Source organism: Arachnia sp., assembly GCF_057238465.1.
Genome location: NZ_DBHHFZ010000021.1, coordinates 15167 through 32043 on the forward strand (window position 1 = coordinate 15167; position 16877 = coordinate 32043).

Here is a 16877-nt window from a genome sequence, read left to right on the forward strand (position 1 = left end):
CAAGAATGTCCCCCTCATCACTCTCCCACATACTCTCCCAGCGCCCGTACTAGGCGGCGGGCACTCTCGGGGCTTAGGTCCAGGCCACGGATGCCATCACCGATGTAGACCCAGTCCTCGGTCTCACCGTTGAAGCGGTAGCGAACGATGTCGAGGGTAACCGCCTCAGGGTGGTGCTGCACGATCACGGGCCGAGGCGGGCTGGGGCTGCTGGAGTTGTGGTCGATGTCCTCATTGCTAGCGCTGTCGCTCGCAATACCGCCGATGCTGGTACTGCTCGTGCTGGAATTCCCCTTGGTACCGTTCGAGTTCTGGCTGTCACGAGCACTGTTACCGCTACGCGTGGAACTATCACTCCCGCCAGCACCAGTGTTGGTGATTCCGCATTCACCGTCTCCACCAGCACCGGCACCGTTGCTGTTAACCCAGGAATCACCGCTGCTCCCACTGCTCACCCTGCTGCCGCCATAGCCCGCGGCATAGCGCCGCTGCCGCCACAACTCCACACAGGCCACACCACGACGGGCGGCGGTGTGGACATGCTCATCCGGGGCTTCACCAGGCTCACGCGGGATGATGCACCAGGCAGGACAGGGCTCTGGCTCCTGGTAGTGGTCTTCGGGATAGTCGATGAAGTGCGGCATGGCGGGATATTCCTTCTTCTCGTGCGGCTGTCTGGGAAGGCAGCCAATCCAGCGGCAGCCCACAGACAACGCCTCCAGCGGCCAAGCAGTCCAGCACGAGAGTGAGGAGAACGCTGAGGGCAGAAGAGGGAGGATGACACATCGTGCAGACGAGTGTCAGGCAGTTCCACTGCCCTTATTTGGCTGTATACTCGCCCGGTGACTAGCGACAACAACCAGCCAGACCCCACTGATGCGCAGCAAGTGTGGTCGCTGATCCTGTCTGGGTAAGCCTTCGCGCCCTTCCACGTTCATGCCTGTCAGCGCGAATGGTAGAATCACTCCATGCTCAACCCTTCGCCTTCGGACAGTTTGAACACTGACATGGCCGCTGCTCTCAACACCAGTATCGTCCCGCTAGGTGAGCGTGCCTGGCGAAGCATTCTCGACCACATCATCGCCGTTGGAGATGAGGCAGAGACGTCCTATCTTGAGGTCAAGAGATGTCTGGACATGAGCGGCAAAGACAAGGCTGCCACGGCCAAAATAGCAAAATTCCTTCTCGGAGCCGCCAACCGTCTGCCGCGCCAGGCAGCCCAGTACTTCCAGGGCTACGCCGTCCTAGTAATCGGCTCTGAGAAGGGCGAGGCCCGCGGGGTGCCGCGCGGTACCGAGGCTCATGAACTCGAAGATCGGCTCCGCCCCTACCTCGGTTCGCAGTTCCCCGCGTTCGAGTTCGGACGGATCGCTCTTGACGACGATCGTGAGGTGCTGTTCATCATCGCGCAGCCACCGCAGGATGGCCAGCCGATCTTCCCCTGTTTCAAAGAGTTTCATGGAAACGACAAGCGTGACAACCTCGAGGATGGCGCCATCTACGTGCGGGCATCTAGCAATACGCGGCGTGCCAAATCAGGTGAAGTTCTGGCACTCGTCGAACGTGCCCAAGCAAATAGCAAACCACCGATCGATCTCGAGGTAAAGCTGGTCGGTGGAATCCACCGTGTCGACCGCGTTGAGGAGGTTCTGGAGCAGTTGCTGGACTGTGAGGAGGAACAGTTCAATGAGAAGTTGCAGGCTGAGATAGAGAGCACCTCCATCCCTAGCCCCATATTCTGTATAACATCACCGAGTTTCCCCCGCCCTCCAATCGCTGAGGATAAGTATAAGGCTCTGGCAGCTTGGCAGCGCAAAAAAACTGAGCATATCAAGGAGGGCAGGAAGTACTTTCTGGGAATCGGATTGACAGGGGCCGGAATCCGCGTGATCAGTCGTGACCGCTTCATCGCTAATCCGCATTTGACTGTGACCTTCCATAGTTGCGAAGTGTTCGACTACCTCGATCCGGATCGGGTCGACATCGATAAGGTGGTTGAACCTGTGATACGAACACAGGGCCCGTTTGGGTCGTCCTTCGATCCAACCGCCCTTCACGTCCATCCACGAGACTATCCGGTTGATTGGCGGAACCACGGCGATGACGCCGAAATTACGCTGACGCCGGAGTCCTTTCGTCCGAACACAGCATGGACAAGCAATCAGGACGATTACGTGATCGTCTCAAGGGATCTCGAAGTTGACTCAGTGAATGTCTCCTGGGCCCTCACGGAGGACGGCAACGATAACGTAACTACTGGCGAGTTCAGTGTTCCTACTGAAAATTTGTTAGACGCTGCCGAGCTGTTTAAAGCGGTGTTTTTAGAGGAGACTTGAAGAAGCAACTGATCTCTAACATCTTCTTGGTTATCTTCGACGTGTCCGTCACAATGCTGTCGGTAGGGGTAGTCAGCACCCTCTAGCCCTCTACAGCCTGCGCTGTCGTCGGAGCATGCCGACGTTGTCGATCAGGGCTACGGCCACGTGGGTCAGGTCGTGGTCGCGTAGGATGCGGTCGTGTTGCATGATGTTTTCTAGATCATCCAGGCCGATGCGGTCGATCAGGTCATCGATGCGCGAGCAGGTCGGTGTCGCTGATCTGGTCTGGGTAGCGCTCCAACAAGTAGCTGACGCCGAAGATGTAGTGATCCGGCGTGGTGACAGGGATCTCCACCTGACGGGCGGGCCGCACCAGTCGCTCTGTATATAAGCCTGGCTGGGATGGCATCATGGAGAACTCTTTTTACGGATTGCTGCTATTACGATGGTATTGATGTGATATAGCATGTTCGCGGGCGGGATTGAAATCAGTAAGAGCGCATTCATATTATTCGCTTGCCGTTCAGTGGCGGGAACGTCCAAGAGATCACGGGGCCTAATGGCGAGAGCATTACGGCGGTCTTCGACAGGACGACGGGTGTCAGAGGGTCGCTGTTGTGGATTCGGGCCAGTTGACGCACTGTAGTATTATGAAAATGCGAGAAGATGTGCTCGGCCTGTTGTCCAACGAGGTGAGGCTGTGATGCAGTGCGAGAGATCGACGGGGTCCGATGGGCAATGTTGTGCTTGCCAATATGATCCTGAATTCCTGGAAGGATGTCCTGTGCAGTCTGATTGACTTCGAAAACGAGCGACATAGTGTAGCCCTGCCAAGCATCCCCCGGCGGGGGTGGAGGCACCGCTATGCGGGGAGTGGCCAGGGGTAGTGGAGATGATTCATTTTCGCGTAGGCTGCCGCAAACGGGCCCTTGGCCACGGGCGAGTACTCATGAAGCAGTTAGCTGGTAGCTGCTCCACTGCCTGCTGCTACTCAAAAGCTGGCCATTCCTCAGCGCCATCGTCTGTCGCGTCACTCTCCATGGCTTTGAGGGTCAGGCGACCGTCATGCTCAACCTGCAGAAAGGCCGTCATCCGCCCGGTAGACGGCGTAAAAGACTGCCGCACCGATGATCATCAGTCTGCCATACTTATAGATCTCGTCCGGGTTGAGTGACACCCACCTCGGCCTGCCATGATACATGCTGGCAGCTTCTATAACATCCGGCGCAAACACCAACGGGACCGAGGTGTCACCGTTGACTTTCCTGTGACGGCGAATGGATAGTTCATCGGGCTGTTCAACCACCAGCAGGTGGATTGTCAGGTTGGACAGCGGTGTGGCTTGTATCCGCTGTTCTAAGACGGATCGATTGGGCGGTTCGATGACGGTGCAGTCTAACTGTCTCATGAGGGTGTGGACTTAGGAATGATACCTATCGGTGGTGAACGTTTGGAGGTTTAGGAGAGACAACTAGGATACCCTTCAGGCTAATTAGTTGACTTTCCCCATGAAACGGCCCCTGACCGTGACCCATCTGAAAACACTGTTTATCGTGAGGAAGGTAAGTGATTTGACGTCAGAACCGTATACTAACTGCTACCTAATGCGAAGAAATTGAAGCAAGAAAAATACGCAATAAATGATGACAATTATCACGACGCAAAGTAAAATCTTTACAACACAAGAGCCTGTCTGCATATATTTTCGTTCATCTTCATCTCTGCATCCCAGCATGCCACTATGTTTAAATTTTCGAGTACGGCAGGACACTAGAGTGCGCATAGCAGTTATTCGCATTACCTGAAAAACTGTCAGCACAAAGCCACCTAATGACAAAAGTACGCCAGTGTGCAGGAATTTTAGCAACACACCTTCGGAAGCAGCACTAAAATATTCTTTTGAATCAAATATGATCAATGCACCGGACACTATTGAAAGTATTCCGACTACGGCCAGCAGCAGTCTATGCAAACCAAAAATTTTCGACATTCGTTCATGCTCACGCTCGCGAAACAGCATGGCCATTAGTATGGATGGTAATATGAACAGTGCAGGAGCATAAGTATCGGGAAGATGCTGCTTAAAACAGTCACCTTGACCTTGCATTTCTACATAATAATGAAGCGGGATAATAAGAAGTGCGGCTAGAAGAATAAAACTTCCGAGAGCGGGGATAACGAACAAAGCTCGTTTCGGATTAATTTTTACTTTGAGTAGCCCGCCAACTTCGCCAATGCTATCACGATGAAGTATCGCTCGTTCATGATGGAAAAGTGCATAACTTACGTCAATATGCTCCGTTTGAGCACTACGTTCAGAGCCTCGCTGTTTTAGTATACAATCATCTATGACCATTCCATCAGGAGCAATAAAGCGGATATGAACCGGATATAAATCACCACGAACTGGATTCAATGGGACACGGCACCAATCAGAACTAAGACCTAATAGTGTAGGTAATTGTAACACTCGCTTTATAAAAACATCCCCATGAAGCCGTCTCAATATTGCTTTAGACCTTGAGGTTTTTTGAATATTTTTTCCAACTAGAGCACCTGACCTGTCGATATTATTAGCAATAATAATGTTATCGAACGCCCCTAGTGGCTCAACTCTCTTTCTTACAACAAACTTGATAATAGCGATCTCTGGACATGGATCGAAACTGTCGCTCTGTATACATTGAATATAATTGCTGGACATAAGAATCAGCAATTCCGTAAATAACCAAAAATCTTCGTCTAGGGCTAGCGAATAACGTGTCCCCAAATCGGCAATAATTTTGTCCAGTTCATTATCGCTAATTCTGTAAAATTCCTTCTTTAGAAATTCGCTAAAATGCTCATACATATCTTCGTACTTCGTTTGCGAAACACCTAGAGAGAAGCATAGTCCGATCAATAACTTTGCCGTTACATCAATATTGATGCGTTTTCTACATAGATGAAGACTTACACCAGCAGATGAGAATAAATCGACATCGTAATAAAGTCCTTTCTTCAATACGACTAAAGGCAAGAACTTCGGAACTGGCACTCCCTTCTGTTTACATGTTTCATCTAGCAATTTTTGGCTAGCATCAAACGTGTACGAGTGCTCATAGATTGATCGATCGACTATGCTATAGGTGTCGATTCTTCTTTGTATTATCTTCCTTCGATTTTTCCAAATCTCCCACAATCCTATACACTCATCAATATTATGGTTGCAAATCTGGCTGTCGAAGGATTTTTCATTATCGCTGTTTTCCACTTCGCAATCGTCTGTTGGGGCATCGGACTCGGTGACTTTTTCGATCTTGTTTTTCCATACTTTCTTCCAAAGCAAACTAATTAGACCAGTGATATGTGAATACATAATCTCAATCAAAGTAAAGTACAAACTATCGTGTTTACAGTCATAAACCAACAGCTGGATCAAATGTCAAAGCTATTCCCTTATCGTTCAAGGTAACCGACCGCCGACGTAAAGTTCTATAGTCGCCTATCGCAGCAGCAATCATGCTCAAAATCGCCTTTTCTTCTATAAACTCAGAGGTATGCTCAGGATTCGCTGCATCGGGAAGTGAAGCGAGCTTCTTTCTCTGCTGGTGTAGTCGCTCTCTCAGATAATTAATCACTTTTCGACAAGAGTCGATCCGAATTGTAATAGATGCATTCTCGTCCTGATACGATCGCAGTGCATCATGTGCCTCGTCAGGAACTGAAGTTCGAACAAAATAGGTTCGATTGTTATAATCGGTGACAGTCCAAAACTCAGCGCCAGGTATTTGCTGGCCCAAAACTTCGCGAAATTCCTGAGGAATGCGACCTGGCTTAGTTTCAGATTTGGTACTCCACTCGGGTGACACTTCGTATATCTTATGCTCCGCGTCAATAAAACCAGGATGGTGCTCACGACCGCCTAATTCATTTTTGAGAGAAATAGCGAACGACAATTTTGATACCCACTTTCCAAGACGTTGCCGTATCCCCGATGAATTGTCTTTATTTTTAATTGACTCTGATAAGGCACCATCATTACTGGCCGGTGTGTCTTCATATGTTGACTTACTTTCGTTCTGATCTTGCTTTGGGGATATTGACTCTATCATATAAACTGATCATATCAGCATATACAAATTACGAGAAGAGTCCGAGAGTCAGAATCCATTATGTAATTCAAAAGCATCGCAATACGATTACTGCGGAAGACTGCCCTGACCAATTCTATCCGTCGTCGAAAAACATTGCGCTGCGCCTCCAGCCTGATCCGCCAGCCGCGTTGCCGGGGCTGTCGCCTGCACAGGCCGCGCAGCCAGCAGGACGGGTAGTCCTGGCCAGAGCGTCGAACAGACACAAGCAGATCCTTCATGCCGGCTGTCCTGGCGGCAGTTCCTGCTGCCAGCCTGGTGGAGGCCGGTACGTCAGATAGTTGGATCGGCACCATTCGGTCAACTGTTGCAGCGAGTGGACCCTGTCGAAGGTCTCTGAGTAGTCTGCACGAAACCGGTGATAGAGATAGAGATGGTAAGCGTCGAGGCACGGCAGTCGTCCTGGCGTTTGCGCGCCGCACAGAGCCCGGCAGCGCAGCGACTGACTGCGTGGCCGTCTGGACCTGGTCGGTCCGGTGCGTCCCGGCTGCCTTACACATGACTCCTCACTTGGCACCACAGCAGGCGTGACGCCCTGGTGCTTCCTTCAGCAGCCATTGCCTCGGGCGGTACGTGATGGTATGGCGCTCCTGCTGGAACAGTGATGCCATATCGCAATACTGCCCGGCGCGTAACTGCTGCCCTCACGCCTCCAGCGAAACTGGGTGCATGAAGACCGTCATGGTACCGAACACCCCGGCAATTCAGGCCCCACAACCATGCGCAAAGCGGCTCCCTCGTGGTAAACTTCACAGTGAAATACATCACGACATATGGATGTTCGGGTCGTGAGTGGGACCTCAGTCCCACACACATATGGCGATGGGTCCGTCATGTGTACGGGCGGTTGTTGGGGCCCACCCTCTTTGACCACCCTCGGCCACCGTTGCTGGCGCATCGATGCGTGCTGTCGGCTGAAGCAGGACCCACGCGATCCACCACGCCAGCCGTCCCAGCCCGCACCAGCAGCCACCTGGCGCTGAGGCAGGATACTGGTCGGGCGATTGGGACGCAGGCTGCACAAGGCCGTCGCTGGGCCGCATCGGACTGAAGCATGCATGGCCTGTTGCCGCGTCCGTCTCAGTCCCGCCGGCCGGCGCTGTCCACTGGCGACACCTCGATGGTCACGATGGAGCGGTAGGTGGTCAGGCGGGTCTGCAGGTGAGGCGGCAGGTGGCTGTGGTCCTCGAAGAAGACGCTGCGCATCGGTGCGTCCCGCCCGGTGATGGACACGGACAGGAGTGGGATGTCGTCATCGTCGTTCTGCCGCTTGGCCAGACTGGCCAGTACCTCCTCGTGCGCCCGTGCTGCTCCATCGTCCTGAATAGCACGGGCTTGGCCACCGCTGCCGGCCTGACGGTCGAGACAGTTTCTGTCGGGAAGGCGGCCGCCACCAGTATCGCTTCCACTCTCAGCGTCAGCCTCACCAGCACAGTCCTCCGCCGTGGCCGCCTGATCAGGCAGCTCCAGTAGCAACCGGTAACGGCGCATCATCCGGTCTGGGCGCCTCACCTCAGTACTGGCGTAGTGGTCCAGATCCAGCTCCACCTGCCGCGGCTCCTCACCATCTGGGTAGTGCCAGACCTGGATCAACGGCGAACGCACCGGCAGAGCAGTCGTGGTCATCTGGTCGATGATCACCATAAGACCAGCCTGAGCATCACCACCCAGCGTGACAGACAGCGTCTCACTCCCCAACCGCCCACTGACCCGGGCGAAGTAGACCAGGTCCCGGGCGATCACCGGCATACCCGCATCACTCCAGCGCCGAGCCGTGCGCTGATCACGCCACGCTTCCCCCGGTGAAAGCGCCTCAGCCGTCAGCTGGAGACGGTCCAGCACCGAGTCCGCCGCAGACGAGAGAGACAAAGCAGCCGCCGCCTCATTGCGCCCGGAGTGCCGGTAGCGCTCCAACTCCCGCTGAAACATCAGATAGGCATCCAGCAGATCATCCCCACCACAGACGAGCCGCAGCGTCTCAAACCGGCCGAACTTCTGCACTGTCAAGACACCCGTCGCCTTGCGCAGCCCCAGCAGTTCACCCAACACCCGCTGCTCCAAGGCCACCCGCTCAGCCACCTCATCCGCGCCAGCACCCAGCGCGAAAACACCCTCTAGCACCCCGTTCTCAGACTCATCTTCCGGCGCCATACCAACAGTATCCCGCATCCCACCACCTGAGTGCACTTTTTTGTCACGACCCACACCCCCACCCCGCGGTCTGCTAGATACCACCAGGCCAGCGCCACCTCGACCGGGAACCGCTCGCCACAACACCACACCGGAGAGCCGCGGTCCAGCAGCAGACCATCCGGCACCGACCTGCCAACCAGTCCACCCACCCACAGAGAGCGCCCACCATGCCTCACCTCATCACCACCAGCCCCGAAGCCCTCACCCCCAGCCTCATCCCCATCCAGCCACCGGTGGGTCGGGCCGTCTCCCGGACCGCGCAGCGCCAGCTGGACCAGGTAGCCGCCCACGGGCAGGTCGCCCTGGCTCGCGACACCACCCGGGCCTACCTGGCAGCCAACGCCATGGGCAACATCGCCGCCCTATCCGGACTGGCCCAGGGCTACACCCAGGCCAGCCCAGCCAGCGCTGGCTACTGCCAGGCCATCCTCCACGCCTACGCCGTGGGAGCTACGCGGGGCGTGGCGGGATTGTGAGGACAAGCTCTGCAGCCGTGGCTAGCACTCATGGCCAGCACTGCCCGGCGGTGACCGAACCAGCGCTGAGCCAGACCCGATACGGCAAAGCAGTAGGCCCGCGGCAAATGGCAGCACCGCTCCCTGGCCACCGGCCCTCCAGCCGAGCGGCACCGACTTCTCCATGGCAAAGGGCCAGGCCCGCAGCGGATGACGACAACACGCTCACCCCGATACGGCAGAGCAGCAGACCTGCACGAGTTGCACCAGCCCGGCTGTGGCTGGGCCGACCGAGAGCCCGCGAGAACCGCATCTGGAAGTCGGGATGGTGCAACTGCCGCAGGGGCCGATGCCAGACATTGCCAGCCACAGGCCTGGTGCAGCGTCATCGCCGGTTAAGACACAGCAGCTTTACCTATCGCCACCTGCCTCCCAGCGCTCGCACGCTGCCAAGCCGCAGATCTGGCGCCACAGCAGCACCGGCTGAGAGCCAGAACCTTGATACCCATCCACACCACCCACCGCACCATGCGAATCAGGAGGAGATACCTCATGCACTGGATCATCAACAGCCTGGCCTTTGTCGGGACACTGGCACTGGCAGCCATCACCATTTTCGTCTGGGCCTGCTGGCGGGATGTGACCAAGCAGCGCCCCGGAACGCGGCAGATCAGGCCTGGCGGTACCTCGGGGCGGCATGGGCCCGGTGGCAATGGCCCAGGTGCCACTGGGCGGGGTTCAGCGACTGCTTGCCACGGCTTCAGTAGCACCGGTGGAGCGGCGTCTGAGTGCCATCGCCGTGGCGCCTCAAGACGGTGTGGGGCTGATGGCAGTGGCCTTGGCGCTGCTCGGCCCGGCCATGATGACGACAGCAGAAGCAGACCCAGTGGCCTGGCAGGCGGATGCAGCTTCAGCAGTGCCAGCAGGTCTGCCCCTCCTCGGCCCGGCTCTGGCAGTACTGGCGCTCAGACTACGAGCCGGCGGCAGCCTAGGACCTCAGCGGCAAACCGGCAGCACACATCCAGCGCCGCAGCTGCCCAGCCAGGCAGACCCACAAACAGCCACGGTGCCTCGCCGGTCTTCTCTCCGAGCACCCATACGACGGCACTGTTCGGTCACCGCATCCACACCCTCCGTCACCAGCATCGCCAGGCCTGGGACCAGGCGATGCGGGTCAAGCAGGCTCAGGACCTGGCGGCCTTCTACGCCGCGCTGGCCATGGCCGAGGAGGCGGGGCGGACGCATGGTCGAGATGGTCGAGAGGCGCCGCGGTCATGAGGCTTTTGCGGCGTATCCGATTCCCCACTTCCCGGCCTTGTCATTCACACTATCTTGCTCATCCGTTGTTAATAAAACAGCAAACGGTTTCGTGACGCCAGATTCACGGCGCGGCCGTATGGATGCACTATTTTTCCTCTGGTGTCAGCGTGAGCATGAAAGGTTCGGGATGTCCAGTCGCTCGGGGTTGGGCCATGGATTGGCTTGCATGTCAAGAGGGTTTGTGGGACAACCGATCGTGGCGACGGCGGTGCAACAGTGGCTAAAAAGTTATCAGAGTACCTGGCCGGAAACTAGCCATGGTGCCGGATGACGATGAGGCAATGCCACTGGAGCAGTTCGCCACTAAATCGGAATTAGCATCGAAAAGGAGCACGTCTATGTCTACCAGCACGCAGCGCAATCAACTGGGCCGGGAGCGGTCGGGCTATCAGGGTCCGCGGTTTCGCACCATCCTGGCCGACCCGCCATGGCAGGCCCAGCAACAGGGGCGGCTGGGGGCGGCACGACACTACCGCCTGATGAGCCTGGAGCGCATCACGGCCCTGCCGGTGGCCGACTTGGCCGCCGAGAACGCGCATCTGTGGCTGTGGGTCACCAATGCCACGCTGCGCGATGGCTATGACGTGGCTGAGGCCTGGGGCTTCACGCCGCGCTCGCCACTGACTTGGATCAAGCCGCGTCTCCTGCTGGGCAACTACCTGCGCAATGCCACCGAGCACTTGCTGTTCGCCACCCGGGGTCGGGCGCCGGTGGCGTACAAGGCACAGCCGACCTGGATGTTCGCACCGTTGCAGGAGCATTCGCACAAGCCCGAGGAGCAGTTCGCCATCATCGAGCGGGTCAGCCCGGGGCCCTATCTGGAGCTGTTCGCCCGGCGTCGTCCGCCCTCACGGCGGGCCTGGCGGGTCTGGGGCGATGAGGTCGAGGCCGACATCCGCATCCCCGGCTACCCCGTACCGCGCTACAGCAGGCGGGCCGAATCAGCGGAGGACTCGAGATGACAGGGGGCACTCATGCAGCGCAGGCAGTTTTCGGGACCGTCGGGCTGGCTACTGCGCGTCGGCGCAGGCTTGATGGCCATGGCGTTGGGGCTGGATTGGCTGAGCCAGGTGCTGCGGCGGTCCTGGCCCTGGCTGGTCGGCAGCCTGCTGGTCGGCCTGGGCGTTTACCTGGGCCTGTCCTGGTGGCGCAGCCGAGGCCAGTGGTGAGGAGGCTGACATGAACCGGCAGATCGGTGACCATAGACCATCCCTCGCGCAGACGAAGCACAGGCGTGGGGCGGATGGTGTGATCGAAGGTGTGGCGGGTCTGGCGGGAGCAGACCGAGGTACGAGGGCTGCGGATGGTAACCAAGAGCCCACCACCCGTTCCACGCCGCCGAAACCACGGCACAGTGGGCGCTCGGCTTCCTCGCGGCAGGTCTGGGTGGTTGGGCAGCGGCGAGGGTTGGATCATCAGGAGTTGGCCCGAGTGCTGCTGGCGCTGGTCCGGCCGCAGGCCGAGCAGCTTGCGCACACGGCCGAGCTTGAGGTCGCGGCACCGGATGGTCCGGCCGATGAGGCGGAGGCGGCCCCATGACTCGCCATGGTGGTGCGGTGCCGCCAGAGTGGCGGCAGGTGCAGGTGGCTCGGCCGCTGTCGGCGCAGGCGGCGGTGACCTTGTTGGACCGGGTGCTGGCCGATAGGCATCTGGGGCGGGTGGTGCTGGAGACCCGGGCCAGTGGTGGACGGGCTCACCTGCTAGCGGCCAGTTGCCACCCTGTGGCGATAAGCCAGCTGGTCGAGTCGCTCATCCCGGGCAGTCGGGTTAGTCGGGCCGCGATATATCGCCACGATGTGGATATAACGCTGCGCCTGAGCCTGTCCCGGCCCAATCTGCCCTTAAACAGCCAGCGCCTGGAGGCCATCACCCGGGCGGTGCTGGCCGCCCTGGCCACCACCGGGATGGACGAGGAGCTGGTTATCCAGGTGATGCTGGGCCCGCGCTACCAGCCGTCCCTGTCCAATGGCCTGTTGCCGCGTCATGGCTGGCGGGAGTTGCTGGGCCTGGCCCATCCCGCCCAGGTGCCGGAGCTGAGTGCCGCTATCCGCCAGCGCGAGGGGCAACACCAAGCCGGGCTGCTTATCCGCCTGGGAGCGCGGTCCACTAGTCCGGCTCGGTGTCGGGCGCTGCTGACGAGCCTGCTGGGAGCGCTGCGCATGGCCGAAGGCGCCGGGCTGCGCTTGCGGGCCCGCCAGGAGGCCTCCATCCGGCTGGATACGGCCCGCCGCCCCTGGCAGTATCCCCTGACCCTGACGGCCCATGAGCTGGCCTGCCTGCTCGGTTGGCCCATTGGCGACGGTGAGCTGCCCGCAGTGCCCGGTGAGCACCCCCGCCTCCTGCCTCTGCCCGAGCAGCGTGACACTACCCGGGTGTTCGCCGCCTCGGCCGATTCGTCCCAGCCCGGCAAATTGGGCATCTCCATCGCCGACGCCCTGCACCACACCCTCCTGCTCGGCCCCACCGGCGCCGGTAAATCCACCGCCCTGCTGCACCTGGCCCTGGCCGACATCCACGCCGGACGCGGCCTGCTATTGATCGACCCCAAAACCGACCTGGTGCATGACCTGCTGGCCCGCCTGCCGCAGAGCCGCCGCCGGGATGTGGTGGTGATCGACCCGACCAGCCCCACCCCGGTGGGAATCAACCCGCTGGCCCGTGCACCGGGGCGCAACCCCGAGCTGGCCGCCGATGTGGTGCTATCGACCTTCAAACAGCTCTACGCCGACGCCTGGGGCCCGCGCACCGAGGAGATCCTGACCAGCGGCCTGTTGACCCTGGCCCGCACCCCAGGATCAACCCTGGTGGACCTGCCACTTCTCCTGACCAGTCCGACCCTGCGCGCCCGCATCGTGGCAGCCGCGCCGGACCCGCTAGGCACCGACCAGTTCTGGGCCAAATACGACCAGCTGTCCGACGCTCAGCGCCTGGCCTGGATCGCGCCGGTGCTCAACAAGCTGCAGGCCTTCCTGATCCGCCCTCATCTGCGGGCCGTCCTGGGCCAGTCCCAGCCCCGCTTTGACCTGGCTGAGCTGTTCACCCGACGGCGCATCATCCTGGTAGCCCTCAACCGCGGCACTCTGGGCCCGGAATCGGCCCGCCTGCTCGGCTCGCTGGTGGTCGGACAAATCTGGCCGCTCATCCTGGCCCGCGCCAGTCTGCCCGCCGCCCACCGCCACGTGGTCAGCGTCTACATCGACGAAGTCCAAGACTTCCTGGCCCTGCCCGGCGACCTAGCCGACGCCCTGGCCCAAGCCCGCTCCCTGGGCGTGGCCTTCCACATCGCCCACCAGTACCGCGCCCAGCTACCCCCTGCCCTGCGAGCCGGAATCGACGCCAACGTGCGCAACAAGATCATCTTCGGCCTGGGCGCAACCGATGCCGCTGACATAGCCAAACAAGCCGTCGAACTTGAGGCCCAGGACTTCCAACTATTGCCGCGCTTCACCGTCTACGCCCGCACCCTCCACGGCGGCCAGCCCCAGCCCTGGGCCCTGGCCCGCACCCTGGCACCACCCCCAGAAACCACCGATGCCGCCCACCTCAAAGCCCTCAGCGCCGCCCGATACGGCCAAGACGCCCACCACGTCGAAACAGCCCTGATGCAGCGACTGGGACTAGCACCGTCTGCGAGCCAGCCAGTGACAGAGAAATTAGCAAACGACGCGAAAAGCCAATCAGTCTCGCAAGAGCCGAAAACAGCAGCGGAAACCATCATCGGCCGGCGACCGAGGAAGAGAGCGAGGCCATGAGCGCGATTAGGTCTCCCGCCAGTCCCCGCCCGGGTCGTCTCCTCCCCATTGCCTGTCACACTGACACGTAACCAGGTCAAGCGTGTGGTCAAAGAAATTGGGTAGCGCTGAGCGGGGCGGCCACTCTTATTCGGCCGCCGCGCTGCATCTATCGGAACCTCCGGTCATGTGGTTCCACCCGAGCCCTATAACCCTTGCCCGATGTGTGGCCCCGTGTTCTCGGCGGGAGGACTGTTCTGCAAGAACAGCGCGAGGGAACGGAGGGCAGGGCTGTGGGGTGAGGGTGGAAGGAGAAAGGCCACCTAAGCACTCCCGCCAATAGTTCAGCCGCTCCACCGCTCCCACCAATCCGTTCATTACCAACAAGGAGGAGATCATGTCGCAGCCACATCACCCCAACAACAGCCAGCCCGAGGTCAGTCTCAACACTGCCGACAGAGCCCCCGACCACCACAGTGCTCTGCCCGGCGCCACCAGTGCCCATGGGGTCAGCGGCCAGTCCAGTCATCAAGACGGTGGCGAGACCACTCGCCAGACCAATCGCTGGACCAGTCGCGTTGTTGAACGTTCAGCGCAATCGGCGGCAGATAGCGGAAAAGTGCCCGCCTGCCGCGGCGACTGCTGCCCTGTTATGGCAGCGGCAGTACCCACCGCACAGTCACGGCCCGGCCCCGCTGGCAGGGATGCTCCAACTGCTTCATTCAGCTCACCCGACGCGGCCGCAGTTGCCACCGCGTCTCCCGCCCCGCCCCGTCGCCTGACCCGCCGTCAGCTGGCGGAGGTGGCGCAGCAGTTGGCCGGGCGGGATTGGCAGCTGCTGGAGCTGCTGGCAGCCCATCGGCTGGCCACCACCCGGCAACTGGCCCGGCTGGACAACCAGGCCCATGCCTCGGCAGCCGCTCGGCTGCGGCAGGCCAATCGGCATCTCAACCGGCTGCGCCTGTGTGGTCTGGTGGAGCGCTTGCCACGGCGCATCGGTGGGGTGCGGCGCGGCTCGGCAGGCATGGTCTGGTACCTGCGCCCGGCAGGCTGGCGGCTGAGCAACCCGGCGGCCAGACCACGACGAATCAACCAACCCTCACCCCTGTTCGTACTGCACACCCTGGCCATCACCGAGACGCGGGTGCTGATCCATGAAGCCATGCGGGCCATTGGCGGCTGGCTGAGCTGGGTACGCACCGAGCCGGCCTGCTGGCGTTCCTGGACACTGGTCTCCGGCGCGCGGCGCTGGCTCAAGCCCGACCTGGAAGCCGTCACTACCACGGCGCAGGGCGATGAGGACCATTGGCTGCTGGAAATCGACCTGGGCAGCGAGCATCCGGCCCGACTGCTGGCCACCTGCCACGACTACCAAGACCACCTGGACAGCGGCATCGAGCAAGCCGCCACGGGTGGCTACTACCCGCAAGTCGTCTGGGCCATGGACGACGCCGGGCGGGCCCACCAGCTGCGCCAGGCCATCGCCGCCGACCCCGGACTGAACACCGCCCTGTTCCGCGTCGTCACCGTGGAAGAGCTGGCTGGGCTTATACAGCAGGGCGCAGGGTAAGCGTAGAAGTGTTTTGGAGGTGGCTCGAGGATACCCACGTTCGCGGGATCCTACACAATTCCTCAACTAAAAGCGCATCCGACTCTCTAGCCAAACAGGTGTCCGAGCTGCGGAACCAACTTCCTGAATCTCAAAAATAGACGCGGCGCTATGTTCAGCCGCCCAACAAACAGCTGACAGTGTTCGTCAATAATGCGGATATGAAATCCAAACGTCCACTGCATGCATTTTTCCTGACCTGCACGCAGAAGCAGGCTCTATCTTTGGTGTGGCAGTCGAAGCGATGGAGCAGCATGAAGAAAGTAGCTCGGCCTTGTTTTGATCGTGGCAGCATGGTTAAATAGAGGCGTGACGAAAAATATAAAGTTGGACGATATAGCAGCAATGATGCGCGATGGATTTGCGCAGGTTAATGAGCGGTTTGACAAGAACGAATCACGGCTGACGGATTTCAAAGAGGAAGTCGGCCAACGGTTCGACGAGATGAACAAAAGATTTAATGAGGTCGATCAGCGCTTTGACGCTGTTGAAGGGCGACTCGACAAGGTAGAAGACCGATTGGATGGTGTCGAGGATCATCTGGTGAAGGTGGACAAACGGTTAGATAAAACAGATCAGCAGTTGACGTCCCTCCGCGCCGAGGTGGACAACGGCTTTGTGGCGATCGCCAAGGAGTTCACACGGATCGATGAGCGGTTTGCCACCATTGCGTATCGCTTGGACCAGCATGATGAGCGGTTCGATCAATTCGAGAAGCGGATGGATCAGCGGTTCGATCAAATGGTCAGCCACATCGATCACTTGGCGAATAGTCAAGACACACAGGACACCGAGGCGGCCATGGCGACCAACCGGCTGCGTCGTCACGAGCAGTGGATCGAAAAGGCAGCCGTAGCCATCGACATACCATACCAGCCAGTGGCCTGAGCAGCTAGTTGGCATCCCTGCCCGCTACAAGGGTCACCGACTGCCCGGTAGAGCATCGGCGCCGGATCCTTCCCACCAACTCCCGCTCCCACCACTACCCTCACCTTTCCCCGCCATTCCAACGAATAATGCCCTTGACTGTTCTGGTGAAGAGAGCGTTAATGGACGTAGGAGCAGGCAAACCTGCTTCTACCAGCTAAAACACCCACCCAAGCACCCGGGTCGCATCG

At 59.3% G+C, this 16877-nt stretch carries 13 protein-coding genes; 7 read left to right on the top strand and 6 right to left on the bottom strand.

Annotation, left to right across the window (positions count from 1 at the left end; translation table 11 throughout):
* Positions 1-17: 17 nt before the first annotated feature.
* Positions 18-644, bottom strand: coding sequence for a hypothetical protein (locus tag ACO6D6_RS15110; protein ID WP_484786065.1), 627 nt, complete (start codon positions 642-644; stop codon positions 18-20).
* A gap of 324 nt (positions 645-968) precedes the next feature.
* Between ACO6D6_RS15110 and ACO6D6_RS15115 the strand changes: the two genes are divergently transcribed.
* Positions 969-2336, top strand: a complete 1368-nt coding sequence (locus tag ACO6D6_RS15115; RefSeq protein WP_484786066.1) for a hypothetical protein — start codon at positions 969-971, stop codon at positions 2334-2336.
* Between the two features lie 229 nt (positions 2337-2565).
* On the opposite strand, the gene ACO6D6_RS15120 is transcribed toward ACO6D6_RS15115, so the two are convergent.
* From ACO6D6_RS15120 to ACO6D6_RS15140, 5 genes are all read right to left on the bottom strand, one after another.
* A complete protein-coding gene (locus tag ACO6D6_RS15120; protein WP_484786067.1) occupies positions 2566-2730 on the bottom strand; it encodes a hypothetical protein in 165 nt (54 codons plus the stop codon).
* 657 nt (positions 2731-3387) lie between these two features.
* Positions 3388-3726 carry a hypothetical protein gene (locus tag ACO6D6_RS15125; RefSeq protein WP_484786068.1) on the bottom strand — a complete coding sequence of 113 codons (339 nt, stop codon included), beginning with the start codon at positions 3724-3726 and terminating at the stop codon, positions 3388-3390.
* 189 nt (positions 3727-3915) lie between these two features.
* A complete protein-coding gene (locus tag ACO6D6_RS15130) occupies positions 3916-5739 on the bottom strand; it encodes a hypothetical protein (RefSeq protein WP_484786069.1) in 1824 nt (607 codons plus the stop codon).
* A complete protein-coding gene (locus tag ACO6D6_RS15135) occupies positions 5717-6412 on the bottom strand; it encodes a hypothetical protein (protein WP_484786070.1) in 696 nt (231 codons plus the stop codon). The genes ACO6D6_RS15130 and ACO6D6_RS15135 overlap by 23 nt, the downstream gene beginning before the upstream one ends.
* A gap of 1119 nt (positions 6413-7531) precedes the next feature.
* Positions 7532-8602: a hypothetical protein gene (locus ACO6D6_RS15140; protein ID WP_484786071.1), complete on the bottom strand. Its 1071-nt coding sequence runs from the start codon at positions 8600-8602 to the stop codon at positions 7532-7534.
* A gap of 209 nt (positions 8603-8811) precedes the next feature.
* Here ACO6D6_RS15140 and ACO6D6_RS15145 point away from each other — a divergent pair, with 209 nt between their 5' ends.
* The 6 genes from ACO6D6_RS15145 (at position 8812) to ACO6D6_RS15170 (ending at position 16647) form a co-directional block, all read left to right on the top strand.
* Complete coding sequence (locus tag ACO6D6_RS15145; protein WP_484786072.1) at positions 8812-9120, top strand: hypothetical protein; 309 nt, start codon at positions 8812-8814, stop codon at positions 9118-9120.
* Between the two features lie 1637 nt (positions 9121-10757).
* On the top strand, positions 10758-11381 hold the full coding sequence (locus tag ACO6D6_RS15150; RefSeq protein ID WP_484786073.1) for an MT-A70 family methyltransferase: 624 nt from the start codon (positions 10758-10760) through the stop codon (positions 11379-11381).
* Positions 11382-11393: 12 nt separating this feature from the next.
* Positions 11394-11588 (top strand): hypothetical protein, encoded by a 195-nt coding sequence (locus tag ACO6D6_RS15155; protein ID WP_484786074.1) that lies wholly within the window; start codon positions 11394-11396, stop codon positions 11586-11588.
* Positions 11589-11954: 366 nt separating this feature from the next.
* Positions 11955-14171, top strand: coding sequence for a type IV secretory system conjugative DNA transfer family protein (locus ACO6D6_RS15160; protein ID WP_484786075.1), 2217 nt, complete (start codon positions 11955-11957; stop codon positions 14169-14171).
* A 631-nt stretch (positions 14172-14802) separates the two neighbouring features.
* The gene (locus ACO6D6_RS15165) at positions 14803-15720 is read left to right on the top strand and encodes a replication-relaxation family protein (protein ID WP_484786076.1); all 918 of its coding nucleotides are present in this window, start codon (positions 14803-14805) and stop codon (positions 15718-15720) included.
* 366 nt (positions 15721-16086) lie between these two features.
* A complete protein-coding gene (locus ACO6D6_RS15170; protein WP_484786077.1) occupies positions 16087-16647 on the top strand; it encodes a hypothetical protein in 561 nt (186 codons plus the stop codon).
* The last annotated feature ends 230 nt before the right edge of the window (positions 16648-16877 follow it).

What these genes read in the sequence shown, in the direction of transcription:
- ACO6D6_RS15135 (WP_484786070.1), bottom strand. Translation starts at nt 6,412, where the DNA reads ATGATAGAGTCAATATCCCCAAAGCAAGATCAGAACGAAAGTAAGTCA.
- ACO6D6_RS15165 (WP_484786076.1), top strand. Translation starts at nt 14,803, where the DNA reads ATGGCAGCGGCAGTACCCACCGCACAGTCACGGCCCGGCCCCGCTGGC.
- ACO6D6_RS15150 (WP_484786073.1), top strand. Translation starts at nt 10,758, where the DNA reads ATGTCTACCAGCACGCAGCGCAATCAACTGGGCCGGGAGCGGTCGGGC.
- ACO6D6_RS15110 (WP_484786065.1), bottom strand. Translation starts at nt 644, where the DNA reads ATGCCGCACTTCATCGACTATCCCGAAGACCACTACCAGGAGCCAGAG.
- ACO6D6_RS15155 (WP_484786074.1), top strand. Translation starts at nt 11,394, where the DNA reads ATGCAGCGCAGGCAGTTTTCGGGACCGTCGGGCTGGCTACTGCGCGTC.
- ACO6D6_RS15160 (WP_484786075.1), top strand. Translation starts at nt 11,955, where the DNA reads ATGACTCGCCATGGTGGTGCGGTGCCGCCAGAGTGGCGGCAGGTGCAG.
- ACO6D6_RS15140 (WP_484786071.1), bottom strand. Translation starts at nt 8,602, where the DNA reads ATGGCGCCGGAAGATGAGTCTGAGAACGGGGTGCTAGAGGGTGTTTTC.
- ACO6D6_RS15120 (WP_484786067.1), bottom strand. Translation starts at nt 2,730, where the DNA reads ATGATGCCATCCCAGCCAGGCTTATATACAGAGCGACTGGTGCGGCCC.
- ACO6D6_RS15115 (WP_484786066.1), top strand. Translation starts at nt 969, where the DNA reads ATGCTCAACCCTTCGCCTTCGGACAGTTTGAACACTGACATGGCCGCT.
- ACO6D6_RS15125 (WP_484786068.1), bottom strand. Translation starts at nt 3,726, where the DNA reads ATGAGACAGTTAGACTGCACCGTCATCGAACCGCCCAATCGATCCGTC.
- ACO6D6_RS15145 (WP_484786072.1), top strand. Translation starts at nt 8,812, where the DNA reads ATGCCTCACCTCATCACCACCAGCCCCGAAGCCCTCACCCCCAGCCTC.